This is a genomic window from Amycolatopsis sp. NPDC051371 (assembly GCF_040682155.1).
GTDB lineage: Bacteria > Actinomycetota > Actinomycetes > Mycobacteriales > Pseudonocardiaceae > Amycolatopsis.
In genome coordinates this window covers 62819-76179 of record NZ_JBFBAG010000022.1, presented here as the reverse complement: position 1 = coordinate 76179, position 13361 = coordinate 62819, and the positions used below count along the sequence as shown (strand labels likewise).

Here is a 13361-nt window from a genome sequence, read left to right as displayed (position 1 = left end):
TTCACCGCATCCGATGAGACGAAGGTGCCCTTCAGCCCGGCTGGTAGTCCTGGTTGACCGCGCTGATCCGGTCCTGGAGCCGTTGCCGCACGGACGAAAGCCCGTCCCGCGGTGCCGGCTCCGGCGCCTCGGTCGCGTCGCCCGCCGGGCCCGGCACCGGGAAGACCTGCTTCTCCCCGGGCAGCGGGACTCCCGGGCAGATGGTGGCCGCCGGGCGGGGGGCGCCGAGGAAGTAGCCGCTCACCAGACCGTCCACACAGGAATTGCCGCTGACCGCGTACTGGCCGTGGAACGGCGAATCCGCCACCGACACCATCGGGATCCCGGCCGCCCGCGCCGCCGCCTCGGCCTGTTCGTAGCCGGTCTGCGGGTCGAACTCGCCCTGGACGACGAGGACGTTTTTCGCCGCTTCCGGCGACAGCCTGGGCAGGGAGTGCCGGGGGAGGTCGGACCAGTAGCCGCACGGCTCGCTGAGCCCGTACGCCCAGCCGAACAGCGGGTACTGCGGGCCCTGCAGGTCGCTGAGCAGCTTGTACCAGGTCGACGCGCGCGCCGGCTGGTCGCCGCACGCCACCGCCAGCCGGGTTCCGCCCACGTCCGCGTAGTCGGGCTCCGGCGGCGCCACGTCCGCGGCCGTCAGCCGGTCCGCCGGACGCCCGAACGCCGTGCGCGCGACCCGGTCGAGGTCGGCGGACGCGGGCGGGGCCTTGCCGTCGAGAGCGGCCAGGCCCTTGGTGAGGATCAGCGCGCCGACCTGCCACTGCTTCGGGCTGCCGTTGCCGACGAAGACGTGGTCGAAGACGTCCGGCGACACGCCCTCGGTGCGGAAGTAGGCCCGGACCCGTTCCCAGTTCTTCTTGACCTCCACGGCGGTCTTGCCCACCTGGTCCGGGAACCGCCGGGCCAGCCACGGCGCGTAGACGCGGTCGAACTGCCGCTGGTCGATCTTCGGGAAGGCCTCGAAAGCGGCCTGGAGCCGGCCCTCGAAGTTGACGCTGGAGTCGAGCACTACCCGCCCGGCGTGCTCGGGGAAGAGCGACGCGTACTTCGCGCCGAGCCAGGTGCCGTAGGAGTACCCGAGGTAGTTCAGCTTTTCGTCGCCCAGCAGCGCGCGGATCAGGTCCATGTCGTGCGTGGTCTGCCAGGTGGTGACGAACGGCGCGAGCGCGTTGCTCTCGCAGGCTTCGGCCACCGCCCGCGGTATCCGCTGGTGCAGCGCGATGCTGGTGGCCGACCGGTCACGCGCGTCGAGGTCGTCCTCGTCCGGCAGCCGCCCGATCGGCACCTGGCAGACGAACCCCGCGTCGTCACCGCCCTCCTGGCCGGTGCCGCGCGGGTCCATGCCGATGAAGTCGAAGTGCTCGTTCACCGCCGGTTCCAGGCCGGCCAGCGCGCCGGCGAGCGAGGTGCCCTGGCCGCCGGGCCCGCCGGGGTTCACCAGGATCGCGCCGCGCCGCTCGCCGGTCGCGGCGGCGCGGCTGATCGAGACCTGGATGTCCTTCCCGGCGGCCGGCGCGGACCAGTCCCGCGGGACGGTGATCCGCGCGCATTGGGCCTTGTTCCCCTTGAAGGGGCAGCTGCCCCAGGCGACCTTTTGGGTCAGGTAGGGCGCCAGTGGATCGGGCGTGGTCGCGGCGGCCGGCGCCGTGGCCATCACCAGGACCGAAACGGCCACCGCCAACCCCGCACGCGACGTCCGCACCGCAGCTTCCTCCCTCGTCCCCGGCCAACCCGGGAACACCCAAGCACGGCAGGGCGGGGGTGGGCAGCACGGAGACCACCGTTCGCGCCGCGAATTCCCTCGATCCGGTGATCAGCTGGGCGGTTCCGCCTCGCCGGCGCCCTCCTCGACGTCCTGGTGCTCGGGCTCCTCGCGGTCGACCTCGGGGATGTCGACGTCGAGGTCGAGCTCCGGGGTACCGGGCGGGCGGGGTGCGTCGGGGGTGATGGGTCCTCGTTCGGCTTCGGTCATGAGCGGGGGTTACCCGGGAGCGGGCGTCTCAAGCGCCCCGGGCAACCGGCGCCGGTCACCTGCAGAAGGCCGTGTCCACAGTGGACAAGACCGCGACCGCCGCCTTCTCCCCGTCGCCGAAGGTGCCCGGCAGCGCGGTCACCGCCAGGCCGACCGAACGGCCGTCTTCCGTGGCGCCACCGCGCGTTTCGTAGCCGTCGATGTCACCACCGTGTCCCCAGTAGACGCCGCCGCAGCTCAGCGGGACGCGGAACAGGCCGAGCCCGTACTGCCACCCCGGGAACAGCGGCGCGTCGACGGTCTTGCGCATCTCGGCCAGCTGGGCGGGCGGCAGCAGCTTGCCGCCGAGCAGCGCGCGGTCGAGCTGGGCGAGGTCGCTCGGCGTCGAAATCAGCTGTCCGGCCGCCCCGCCCCACGACGGATCCATCTCGGTCGCGTCGACGACCTTCGTGCCCGTGCTGTTCGCGAGCGCGTAGCCGTGCGGGTGCGGCCCCTGGATGGTCTCGTCGCCCGGCTGCGGCCAGTACGTGTCGCGCAGTCCGGCCTTGGCGATCACCCGCTTCGTGATCTGCTCCTGCACCGGGCGTCCGGTGACGTGCTCGATCAGCAGTCCGGCCAGCAGGTAGTTGGTGTTGCTGTACTCCCACTTCGTGCCGGGCGCGAACTTCGCCGGGTGCGCCAGCGCCGCGGCGAGCAGGTCGTGCGGCTGGAAGAACTTGTGCCGGACGTCCTCGAAGTTCTCCACGCCGAGGTATTCGGTGTAGTTCGGCAGCCCGCTGGTGTGCTGCAGCAGCTGCCGGACGGTGATGGCGTTGCCGTCGATGCCCTCCCCGCGCACCAGCCCGGGCAGGTACCGCTCGATCGGCGCGTCCAGCTCGACCTTGCCCTCGGTCACGAGCTGCAGGACGACGACCGCGGTGAACGTCTTCGTGTTGCTGCCCGCGCGCACCCGGCCGTCACGCGGGACCGGGACGCGGCGGTCGAGCCGCGCGGACCCGGCGACCAGCGAGGTCGAGGCGCCGTTCTTGCCCACCCAGGCGAGGGCGGCCGGGAACTTCTCCTGGCTCACCAGCGCGTCCACGCTTTCCTGCACGGGCGACTTCGGGCTCGTGGCCGCCGCCGTCGTGGTCAGGCCGCCCAGCAGCCCCGCCACCGTCAAGATCACTGCACCCTTGCGCATCGGTTCTCCTCCATGTCCGGTTCGATACCGGAAATGCTTCTCGAATCCGGCGCGAAGATCAGTAGCGCGGGCTACCGGATCCCGGGTAGCGCTGGCGCTACCGTGCAAGCTCCAGCCCGCGCAGGAACGGACCGTGCTCGTGAGTGATGCTTCCCGCCGCCCGCCTCGCCGCGCACCGAGACAGGCGCGGTCCGCGCACACCCGGGCCCAGGTGCTCGCGGCGGCGGCCGGGCTGTTCGCCGAGCGGGGGTTCCCGCACACGTCCATCGCCGACGTCGCCGAGCGGGTCGGCATGACGAAGGGCGCGGTCTACTTCCACTTCCGCGACAAGCACGACATGGCCGCCGAGGTCGTGCACGAGCTGTACGACCGCTGGCGGGCGCTGGTGGACCGGGCGCGCGCGGTGGGCCTGCCGCCCCTGGACACCGTCCGGACCCTGCTGGACAACGCGTCGCACAGCTTCTTCGACGACGACGTCGTCAAGGCCGGGGCGCGGCTGCAGGCCGAGCGGTCGCTGGCCGACCCGGACCTGCCAGCGCCGTACGTCGAGTGGATCGCCACGCTGGCCGCGCTGCTGACCGAGGCCAGGGACGCCGGCGAGCTCCGCGAGGGCCTCGACCCGGAGTCGCTCGCGCAGACGCTGGTGTCCACGTTCTTCGGGGTGCAGCACGTGTCCGACGTCCTCGAGCGGCGCGCCGACCTGCCGCGGCGCTGGGCCGAGGTCAGCGAGCTGCTCTTTTCTTCCGTCGCGCGCTGAGGCCGCGGAAAAATACGTTGCCGAAGGTATTTTTCCGTGCCACGGTGGCGCCGTGAGCACGACAATGCGCGCGGCGGTCTGTGTCGGAGCGGGTGGCCCTGAGGTCCTGGAGGTCCGTGACCTGCCGGTACCGGCGGTCCGGGCGGGCTGGAGCGTGGTCCGGGTGCAGGGGGCCGGCCTGAACCGGTCGGAGCTGCGGACCCGGCAGGGCCATTCGCCGGACGTGCGGTTCCCGCGGGTGCTCGGGATCGAATGCGTGGGTGTCGTGGCCGCGTCGACGGATCCCGCGCTGCCGGCGGGGACGACCGTCGCGGCGGTGATGGGCGAGATGGGGCGCGAGTTCGACGGCGGCTACGCGGAGTACGCGCTGCTGCCGGACGCGCTGCTGATGCCGATCACCACCACGTTGTCCTGGGACGTCCTGGCGGCGCTGCCCGAGACGTACCTGACGGCCCAGGGCGCGTTGGACGCGCTGGGCATCGAGGCGGGGACGCGGCTGCTGATCCGCGGCGGGACGTCGTCGGTCGGCCTGGCGGCGGCGTCGATCGCGGGCGGCCACGGCGTCGAGATCGCGTCGACGACCCGGCGCCCGGACAAGGCCGGCGCGCTGACCGCGGCGGGCGTCTCGCACGTCCTCATCGACGACGGACCGCTGGAGCTGCCCTGGGTCCCCGACTACGTCCTGGACCTCGTCGGCGCGCGCACGGCGGTGGACTCGCTGAGCCTGGTCCGCCGCGGCGGCACGGTCTGCGTGGCGGGTTCGCTGAGCGGCTGGTCGATCGCGGACTTCCAGCCGGTGGCGATGATCCCGTCCGGCACCCGGCTGACGGCCTTCCACAGCAAGGACATGAAGGGCCGCACGGACGTGCTGCAGCGGATCGTCGGCGAGGTCGAGGCGGGGGTCTACCGGCCGAACGTCGACCGGGTCTTCGGGCTGGACGAGGTCGTGGAGGCCCACCGGTACATGGAGGAGGACCGGGCCAGCGGGAAGCTCGTCGTGGTGCCCTGAGGGTCACGGGCCGGACCGGGTCGCCCAGCCGCTGTCGTCGTCGACCTTGAGCTCGACGTCCCCGATGAGGGTCAAAGCGCCGAGCTGCTCCTCGGGAACGGCGGTGCGCAGGTCGGCGAACAGCCGCACCTGGGCGCCGGATATCCGCCAGGCGCCCTTGATCTCCGCCTTCAGCACCGACAACCCGCCGTCGAACCGGGCGCCGGACAGCTCGGTCCGGCCGTGGAAGGTGGCCCCGGAGAACAGCGCCGGCCCCTGGATCCGCACTCCGCCGAACCGGTTGACGCCGTGCAGCCGGGCCCGGCGGGCGGTGAGCCGCCCGAGCCGGCAGCCGGTCAGGTCGAGGTATTCGAGGTGCGCCGCGGTCAGGTCGAGGTCGTAGCGGGGCGCCTGCTCGTCGGCGGAGCCGGGCAGCAACGTGGCGATCAGCCGCTGAGCGGTGAGGCGGACCTGCTGTTCGCGATCGGCTTCGGCGATCCGCTCGGCCGGCCAGGCGGTATCGGGCTCCGGCTCGGCCTCGTCGGGGTTGTCCGGCCGCAGGTCGTAGCCGGGATGGGTGAACGGGCGGCGAAGGTACGCGCACAGCACGTCGAGCACCGTCTGGGTGTAGGCGGGGCGGGTGCGGGCCAAGCCGGCCAGCGCGTGCAGCGCACCGACCCGGACCTGGTCCGCGCCGTGCCCGAGCAGCTCGACGGCCTTGGCGAACTGCTCGTTCTCCGTGCGCTCGCGATCCTGCTGGGCGCGGGTCCGCTCGACTTCGTGCCGGGCTTCCTCCGTGCGCCGCCGGCGGTCGTTGATCCACAGGGCGTAGACGGCCAGGACCGCGCCCCCGGCCAGTCCGCCGGTCTTGAGCGCGTCACCCCTCGGCGTGCCGGGATCGCCCAGCAACCAGCCGGTGACCAGCAGGAGCGCGCCGCCGGCGCCCAGCACGCTCCCGATCAGGAACAGGCGGTACCGCACGACCGCGATCCGCGAGCTGAAGAACGCGATCGCCGCGAACACGACGGCGGCCACGCCGAGCACCGCACCGGGGACCAGCAGCCAGACGAAACCCACAAGACGCAGATTGTGGCACGCGACGGTCAGTCCGCGGGCACCTCGACCGGGGCCCACAGACTGGGCAGGTTGACCACGATCCCCTCCTGGCTGCTGCGCGCGATGATCACCACGGCTTCCTCGTCCGTCGGGTTCTCCTCGCGGTGCGGCACGTACGGCGGCACGAAGATGTAGTCCCCGGGCCCCGCCTCGATGCGCACCTCCTCGTCGCCGTCGGCGAAGACGAACACCGGGTGGCCCGACTTCACGTATATCGCCGTCTCCGCCTCGCCGTGGTGGTGGTCGCCCGAGTTGGTCACCGGGGCGACGTGCGTCTCGCCCATCCACACCTTCGACGAGCCCACCGTCTTGCCGGAGATCGCCTCCAGCCGCCGCATCCCGCTCGTCTGGTTCGTGTCGCCGGTGAGGTCCGCGCCGCGGATGTGCCGCAGGGGCTGGTGCCAGAGGTCGGTCATCGGAGTCGTCCCTTCGTCGCACCTGCCATCTTCCCCGGCGCCGGTCCGGCGCGCCTGTCACCCTGGGGGCATGCCGCGTGTCGCCACCGGGGAATCCGTGCTCGCCCGCGCCGTGCGGATCTTCGAGGTCTTCAGCGCGGCCCGGCCCGCGCCGACGGTCACCGAGATCTCCCGGGCGAGCGGGCTCCCGATCTCCACCGCCTCCCGGCTCGTCGCCGAGCTCGTCGGCCACGGGCTGCTGAGGCGCACCGGCGACGGCCGCGTGACGGTCGGGATCCGGATGTGGGAGCTGGCGCAACGCGCGTCGCCGGCGCTGCCGCTGCGCGAAGCGGCGATGCCCTTCCTCGAAGACCTGCACGCCGTCGTCGGCCACCACGTCCAGCTCGGCGTGCTCGACGGCCGGGACGTGCTGTTCCTCGAGCGGCTCTCGGCGCCGCGCGCGGTCATCAACATCACCCGGATCGCCGGCCGGCTGCCGCTGCACGCCTCCTCCGCGGGGCTCGTGCTCCTCGCGTTCGCGCCGGCCGCCCTGCAGGACGAAGTGCTGGCGGCGCCCCTGGCCGCCTTCACGCCGGACACCGTCACCGACCCGGTGAAGCTGCGCACCGTGCTGGCCGGCGTCCGCCGCGACGGCCACGTCGTCACGAACGGCCACATCGACGTCCGCGCAACCGGCACCGCCGTCCCGATCTTCCGGGACGGCGCGGTCGTCGCCGCGGTGTCCGCCGTCGTCCCCAACGACGGGCAGGCCTTCACGGTGATCCCGGTGCTCAAGGCCGCCGCGCGCGGGATCGCCCGGAGCATCGGCAGTCCCATTCATTGAAAGTCCTCTTCTGGCCGCCCGGGTGTGCTCCGCATATTCGAAAGCACCCCACCGCCCGGAGGACACCGTGCTCACCACCGTCCGCGTCGCCGCCAAGCGCACCGAGGCCGACGGCGTCGTCACCCTGACGCTCGTCGCACCCGACGGCGGGCGGCTGCCCGACTGGACGCCCGGCGCGCACGTCGATGTCGTCCTCCCGAACGGTCTGACCAGGCAGTACTCGCTGTGCGGGGACCGCTGGGACGCCCATACCTACCGCGTCGGCGTCCTCCGCGAGCCGGCCGGGCGAGGCGGCTCCGCCTACGTCCACGACCGGCTCGAACCCGGTGACGTCGTCGGTCTCGGCGGCCCGCGGAACAACTTCCCGCTCGTGCCGTCGCCCGCGTACCTGTTCGTCGCCGGCGGGATCGGGATCACGCCGCTCGTCCCGATGATCCGGCAGGCCGAGCTGCTGGGTGCCGACTGGCGGTTGCTCTACGGCGGCCGGACCCGGGCATCGATGGCGTTCCTCGGCGAACTGGACGACGACCGCGTCGAGATCGTGCCCCAGGACGAACGCGGTCTGCTCGACCTCGCCGGGTTCCTCGGCGAGCCCCGCGCCGGCGTCCGCGTGTACTGCTGCGGCCCGGCGCCGCTGCTGGACGCGCTGGCCGCCGTCACCGCGAACTGGCCGCCCCACAGCGTGCGCACCGAACGGTTCGTCGCCCAGGAGGCCGGACCGCCCGCCCGGGCCGACGCGTTCACCGTCGTGCTGGCCGGGAGCGGGAGCACGGTCACCGTCAGTCCACAAGAGACAGTCCTCGACGCCGTCCGGCGCGCCGGGGCCGAGGTGCTCTCGTCCTGCCGGCAGGGCACCTGCGGCACCTGCGAAACCGGCGTGCTCGAAGGGCTTCCCGACCACCGCGACTCGATCCTCGACGACGCCGAGCGCGCCGCGGGCGACTGCCTGTTCCCGTGCGTGTCGCGCTCCCGCTCCGACCGCCTCGTGCTCGACATCTGACCCGGAGGTACCGCCGTGACGCTCGCCGTCTCCCTCCCGACCAGCGACGCCGACCCCTTCGGGCACGCCGTGCTGGAGGACCCGATCCCGTTCCACGCCGCACTGCGGGCGGCGGGGCCGGTGGTCCACCTGACCCGCTACGACGTCCACGCTTTCGCGCGCTACGAACAGGTCCACGCGGCGCTGCGGGACTGGCAGGGCTTCCAGTCCGCGGCCGGCGTCGGGCTGGCGAACTTCCGCGTCGAGAAGCCGTGGCGGCCACCGAGCCTGCTGCTGGAGGCCGACCCGCCGCACCACGACGCACCCCGCCGCGTCCTGCAGAAGATCCTCGGGCCCCGCGCGCTGCGCAAACTCCGTGAAGGCTGGACCGCCGACGCCGAGGCGCTCGTCGAGGAGGTCCTGACCGAGCACGGCCCCGAGTTCGACGCCGTCACGCGGCTCGCCGAGGTGTTCCCGCTGCGGGTCTTCCCCGACGCCGTCGGCATCCCCGCGGCGGGCCGCGAAAACCTGCTGCCGTACGGCGATCACCTGTTCAACGCGTTCGGGCCGCCCAACGACCTCGTCGAGAAGGGCGCGTCGCGCATCGGCGAACTGTCCGCCTGGACGAACGCGCAGTGCGCGCGGGACGTCCTGGCCCCCGCGGGCTTCGGCGCGGACATCTGGGCCGCTGCCGACCGCGGGGAAATCACCCGCGAGCAGGCACCGCTCGTCGTCCGGTCATTGCTGTCGGCCGGCGTGGACACGACGGTGCACGGGTTGTCGGCCGTCCTGTACGCCTTCGCGTCGAACCCGGACCAGTGGGTGCGGTTGCGCGCCGAACCAGGGGCGGCGCGGGTCGCGTTCGACGAGGCGGTGCGCTGGGAGTCCCCGGTGCAGACCTTCTTCCGGACCACCACGCGCGACATCGAGGTCGGCGGCCACGTCATCCCGGACGGCCACAAGGTCCTGCTGTTCCTCGGCGCGGCCAACCGCGATCCTGAGCGGTGGGGTTCGCGGGCCGACGAGTTCGACCTGGGCCGCGACCCGTCCGGGCACGTCGGCTTCGGCATGGGCCTCCACCAGTGCGTCGGCCAGCACGTCGCCCGCTTGGAAGCGGAGTCGCTGCTGACGGCCCTGGCCCGTCGGGTCGCCGCGATCGACCTCGCGGGACCGGCGGTCCGGCACCACAACAACACGCTGCGCGCGTGGGAGTCGATGCCCGTGCGGGTCACCCCGGCCTGATCAGAGGTCGAGCACCAGCCGCGGCGAGCACGAGCGGGACACGCAGATCATCATCACGTCGCCCTCCCGCCGTTCCGCCGCGCTCAACACGGAGTCGCGGTGGTCGGGCGTGCCGCCGAGCACGCCGGTTTCGCACGTGCCGCAAGTACCTTCCTGGCACGAAGACAGGACGGGGAGCCCCGATTCCTCGACCACTTCGAGGATCGACCGGTCCGCCGGAACCGTCAGGACGCGGCCCGAGCCGGCCAGCTCCACCTCGAACGCGGTCCGCGCGCCGTCGTCCGCCACCGGGGCGAACCGCTCGACGCGCAGGGCGTCCTCGGGCCAGCCGGCGCAGTGCTGTTCGACCGCCGCCAGCAGCGGTTCCGGGCCGCAGCAGTACACCGCGGTGTCGGGCTGCGGCTCGGCCAGCAGCGCGGGCAGGTCGAGCAGCCCGTGTTCGTCCTGCGGCCGGATCGTCACGCGGGCCTCGTGGCGTCGCAGGTCGTCGGTGAAGGCCATCGACGAACGCGTCCGGCCGCCGTAGACGAGCTGCCACTCGCGGCCCTGCTCGGCGACCCGGTCGATCATCGGCAGGATCGGCGTGATGCCGATGCCGCCGGCGACGAACAGGTAGCGCTTCGCGTCGACGAGCGCGAAGTGGTTGCGCGGCCCGTCCACCTGGATCGGTTGTCCGGCACCGAGTTCGTCGTGCACGTACGCCGACCCGCCGCGGCCGTCGGGCTCGCGCAGAACCGCGACCTGGTACGCCGAGGTGTCGCCGGGCGGGCCGCACAGCGAGTACTGCCGGACCACGCCGGGCAGCAGCAGATCGACGTGCGCCCCCGGTTCCCAGCCCGGGAGCGGCTGCCCGGCCGGCGCCCGGAGCGTCAGCCGGACGACGCCGTCGGCGATCTCTTCCTTGTCCGCCACCACCAGGTCGAGCGTCATGAGTCGTGCCCTTCCGGGTGGGCGAGCAGCCATTCCCACAGCGCCACCGGGTCGTCGAACTCGCGCTCGGCCGAGCAGTGACAGACCGCGCGCAGCCGGTCGGTGCCCAGCACCCAGTGGATCCGGTAGACGCGGTCGCCGGTGAGCATCGGCCGCGTCACGACGTGACCAGCCGCTGCAGCAGCCGGCGCGCCGCGAGGCCGCCGGTGTCGATGTTGACCGAGAGCTCCTGGTAGCCGTCCGGTTCGGCGGCGATCACCTGCTCGAGGACGTCGAGCGCTTCGACGTCCTGCAGGACGACCGTGCGGTTGTTCTCCGCCAGGAAGGCCGACACGCCGTCGTCGTCGAGGGCGAAGTCCCGCGCCACCGCCCAGAAGTCGTGCGTCGAGTGCTCCGTCTCCGGGGTGATGGCGTAGACGACCTCGACGTGGAAGGCGTCCGGGTCGCTCCCGTCCGGGTTCGGCACCGAGCCGACCGGCGCGATGCGGCTGTGCAGCTTGTAGAGGCACGGCGGCGTGTACTCGATGTCCTGCCAGCGCGTGATGCGGCCCTGCAGGCCGGTGGACTTGGCGTAGAAGGGCGGGCACGCGGCGTCGGCCATGTGCCGGGACACGTAGACGATCCCGGCCTCGTCGTCGACCTCGGTCGTGATCGGCGTTTCCGCGACCTCCGGCGTCCCGATGTAGCCACCGTGCAGGTACGTCTCGTGCGAGAGGTCCAGCAGGTTGTCGACCAGCAGCGAGTACCGCGCCTTCAACGGTTCCATGCCGGCGACCGTCGTGTACCCGGGCGAGTCGAGGTAGGGCGCCCGCGGGATCTTCGTGACGTCCGCCTTGTCCGGGTCGCCGATGAACACCCAGACGAAGGAGTCCTGTTCCACCAACGGATAGCTCCGCAGGCGCGCGGTCCGCGGCACCCGGGTCTGGCCCGGGACGGACACGCACTTGCCGTCGACGCCGTAGGTGAAGCCGTGGTAGCCGCAGACGACCTGGTCGTCGACGAGCCGGGACGGCGCCTGCGACAGCGGGAACCGGCGGTGCACGCAGCGGTCGGCCATCGCGGTGACGCCGCCGTCGCGGGTCCGCCAGAACAGGATCGGCTCGCCGCAAATGGTGCGGCTGAACAGGTCCTGGCCGATTTCGGAGCCGTACGCGGCGACGTACCACTGGTCGCGGGGGATGGCGCTCATCGGGTTTCGTCCTCTCGTGGCGGGGCTCACAGCGTGCGGGACCGCCCCGGCGCCCACGTAGGGCATTTTCATAAGATGGAAAGATCAGGCGAGCGCCCGTGAGATCGCGCGGCCGCTGGTCATGACCAGCGGAGCCAGCGCGTGCGGCGTCGCGCTGCCGTAGCGCACGACGAGCGACACTGCGGCGACGACCTGGCCCCGCGCGTCGTGGATCGGCGCGCCGACCGAAAGGCTGTCGAGGGTCACCTGGCGCTCGCTGGTGGAGAAGCCGTGGGTGCGCACGTCGGCGAGCATGTGCCGCAGGCGGTCCGGGTCGGTGACGGTCTCGGGGGTGTACCGCTCGATCGGGTTGCGCAGGACGTCTTCCTGCACGTCGGCGGGCGCGTGGGCGAGCAGGACGAGCCCCACCCCGGTCGCGGTGAGCGCGAACCGCCCGCCGACGCGGGTGAGCACCGGAACGGCCCCGGTCCCGGCGATCCGCTCGATGTAGACGACTTCGGTGCCTTCGCGGACGGCGAGCTGGACGTTCTCCCGGGTGATCTGGGAGAGGTCCTCGAGGAACGGCAGGGCGCGTTCCCGCAGCCCCAGCCCCCGCGGCGCGAGCGACCCGAGCTCCCACAGCCGCAGTCCGACGCGGTAGACGCCGGATTCGTCCCGTTCGAGGGCGCCCCACTCGCAGAACTCCCGCAGCACGCGGTGCGCGGTGGCGGCGGGCATCCCGGCCCGGCGTGCGATCTCGGTGAGCCGCAGGGCGGGCCGGTCGGGGGTGAAGGCCCCGAGCACCCGCAACGCCCGTCCGAGCACGGGCCCGGTGGCCCCGGGGGCACGACCTCGACGCGGCACGGCCACCGAGCATAGTGGACGGAGCCGGTCGCGCCCGGACGAGCTGAAGGCACCTTCGTCGCATCGGATGGAACCTTCAGCCCGGCGCCACCCCCTTCAGAGGCTGTGGGCGACGATGTCGCCCTGGCTGGTGGTGGCGTGGATGGCGAGTTCGGCCGTGCCGTTGTTCTTGAGGGTGTTGTCGATGCGGCCGAAGGACGTGCCGGCGTCCAGGGACGCCGAGACGCCGGGGGCGGCGCCGACCGTGATGGAACCGGCCTGGGTCGTCAGCGTGACCATGCCGCCGGCGGCTTCGCCGATGCGGATGTCGCCGCGGGCGGTGCTGATCTCGGCCGGGCCGGCCAGGCGGCCGATCTCGACGTCGCCGTCGGTGGCGGTGAGGTGGACACTCGCGGCTTCGGCGAGCTTGATGTGGCGGTACGCGCCGGTGAAGGTGACCTCGCCCAGGCGGCCGGTGCCGTCGAGTTCGGTGCCGGTGGTGGTCGCTTCGACGCGGGAGCCGGTGGGCAGCCCGACGGTGACCTCGACGCATCCCGAGGGGCCGAAGTACTGGTTCTTGCCCTGCGGGGTGCGGACGCGCAGGACACCGTCGGCGTAGGTGACGGTGGTCTGCTCGGCGGCCTTGACGTCGCGGTTCTTGCCCGGGTCGGCGGGACGGACCTCGACGGTGGTGTCGGCGCGGTCGGCGGCGGCGAGCCGGATGCGACCGGCGGCCAGGTCGAAAGCGGCGGTGATGGGGGCGGCGGTGGCGAAGGTCTGCATCGTGGTCTCCTGTGGTCGGTGGCCCCCGGTGCTGGGGACGAGAACCACCGTCGCGGACGTTGCTGACACCGGGCGGCCACGGCGCTGACACGGGCCTCCCCTGACGCGGGAATCACGGGTGATCACGTGCCGACATTCGGAGGCAACACCGGTCGTGCATTCGG

At 72.7% G+C, this 13361-nt stretch carries 15 protein-coding genes; 5 read left to right on the top strand and 10 right to left on the bottom strand.

Features of this window, described 5'->3' with window-relative positions:
• Positions 1–31 precede the first annotated feature (31 nt).
• The 3 genes from AB0M59_RS26110 to AB0M59_RS26100 all read right to left on the bottom strand — a co-directional run bounded on the left by AB0M59_RS26110 (position 32) and on the right by AB0M59_RS26100 (position 3152).
• Entirely contained in the window at positions 32–1702 is a 1671-nt protein-coding gene (locus AB0M59_RS26110; RefSeq protein ID WP_364619581.1) for an alpha/beta fold hydrolase, read from the bottom strand.
• Between the two features lie 111 nt (positions 1703–1813).
• Positions 1814–1972: a hypothetical protein gene (locus AB0M59_RS26105; RefSeq protein WP_364619578.1), complete on the bottom strand. Its 159-nt coding sequence runs from the start codon at positions 1970–1972 to the stop codon at positions 1814–1816.
• A 55-nt stretch (positions 1973–2027) separates the two neighbouring features.
• The gene (locus AB0M59_RS26100) at positions 2028–3152 is read right to left on the bottom strand and encodes a serine hydrolase domain-containing protein (RefSeq protein WP_364619576.1); all 1125 of its coding nucleotides are present in this window, start codon (positions 3150–3152) and stop codon (positions 2028–2030) included.
• A gap of 139 nt (positions 3153–3291) precedes the next feature.
• Between AB0M59_RS26100 and AB0M59_RS26095 the strand changes: the two genes are divergently transcribed.
• Together AB0M59_RS26095 and AB0M59_RS26090 are read left to right on the top strand one after the other, a co-directional pair.
• Positions 3292–3909 (top strand): ScbR family autoregulator-binding transcription factor, encoded by a 618-nt coding sequence (locus tag AB0M59_RS26095; protein WP_364619575.1) that lies wholly within the window; start codon positions 3292–3294, stop codon positions 3907–3909.
• A 52-nt stretch (positions 3910–3961) separates the two neighbouring features.
• Positions 3962–4918 carry a zinc-binding dehydrogenase gene (locus AB0M59_RS26090; RefSeq protein WP_364619572.1) on the top strand — a complete coding sequence of 319 codons (957 nt, stop codon included), beginning with the start codon at positions 3962–3964 and terminating at the stop codon, positions 4916–4918.
• A 3-nt stretch (positions 4919–4921) separates the two neighbouring features.
• On the opposite strand, the gene AB0M59_RS26085 is transcribed toward AB0M59_RS26090, so the two are convergent.
• Positions 4922–5866, bottom strand: a complete 945-nt coding sequence (locus AB0M59_RS26085; protein WP_364619851.1) for a pentapeptide repeat-containing protein — start codon at positions 5864–5866, stop codon at positions 4922–4924.
• Positions 5867–6000: 134 nt separating this feature from the next.
• Complete coding sequence (locus AB0M59_RS26080) at positions 6001–6429, bottom strand: cupin domain-containing protein (RefSeq protein ID WP_364619569.1); 429 nt, start codon at positions 6427–6429, stop codon at positions 6001–6003.
• A gap of 70 nt (positions 6430–6499) precedes the next feature.
• On the opposite strand from AB0M59_RS26080, the gene AB0M59_RS26075 reads away from it, so the two are divergent.
• The 3 genes from AB0M59_RS26075 to AB0M59_RS26065 all read left to right on the top strand — a co-directional run bounded on the left by AB0M59_RS26075 (position 6500) and on the right by AB0M59_RS26065 (position 9473).
• Entirely contained in the window at positions 6500–7252 is a 753-nt protein-coding gene (locus AB0M59_RS26075; protein ID WP_364619566.1) for an IclR family transcriptional regulator, read from the top strand.
• Positions 7253–7319: 67 nt separating this feature from the next.
• Positions 7320–8252, top strand: a complete 933-nt coding sequence (locus AB0M59_RS26070) for a PDR/VanB family oxidoreductase (RefSeq protein ID WP_364619564.1) — start codon at positions 7320–7322, stop codon at positions 8250–8252.
• Between the two features lie 15 nt (positions 8253–8267).
• Positions 8268–9473 (top strand): cytochrome P450, encoded by a 1206-nt coding sequence (locus AB0M59_RS26065; RefSeq protein ID WP_364619561.1) that lies wholly within the window; start codon positions 8268–8270, stop codon positions 9471–9473.
• Here the strand turns inward: AB0M59_RS26065 and AB0M59_RS26060 are convergent, their stop codons facing one another.
• The 5 genes from AB0M59_RS26060 to AB0M59_RS26040 form a co-directional block, all read right to left on the bottom strand.
• Positions 9474–10403 (bottom strand): PDR/VanB family oxidoreductase, encoded by a 930-nt coding sequence (locus tag AB0M59_RS26060; protein WP_364619559.1) that lies wholly within the window; start codon positions 10401–10403, stop codon positions 9474–9476.
• Positions 10400–10564 (bottom strand): hypothetical protein, encoded by a 165-nt coding sequence (locus AB0M59_RS26055; protein ID WP_364619556.1) that lies wholly within the window; start codon positions 10562–10564, stop codon positions 10400–10402. The genes AB0M59_RS26060 and AB0M59_RS26055 overlap by 4 nt, the downstream gene beginning before the upstream one ends.
• Positions 10561–11592, bottom strand: a complete 1032-nt coding sequence (locus AB0M59_RS26050) for an aromatic ring-hydroxylating dioxygenase subunit alpha (RefSeq protein ID WP_364619549.1) — start codon at positions 11590–11592, stop codon at positions 10561–10563. Before AB0M59_RS26050 ends, AB0M59_RS26055 begins: the two co-directional genes overlap by 4 nt.
• Positions 11593–11676: 84 nt before the next feature.
• On the bottom strand, positions 11677–12435 hold the full coding sequence (locus tag AB0M59_RS26045; protein WP_364619546.1) for an IclR family transcriptional regulator: 759 nt from the start codon (positions 12433–12435) through the stop codon (positions 11677–11679).
• 96 nt (positions 12436–12531) lie between these two features.
• On the bottom strand, positions 12532–13197 hold the full coding sequence (locus tag AB0M59_RS26040) for a DUF4097 family beta strand repeat-containing protein (protein WP_364619543.1): 666 nt from the start codon (positions 13195–13197) through the stop codon (positions 12532–12534).
• Between the last annotated feature and the right edge of the window lie 164 nt (positions 13198–13361).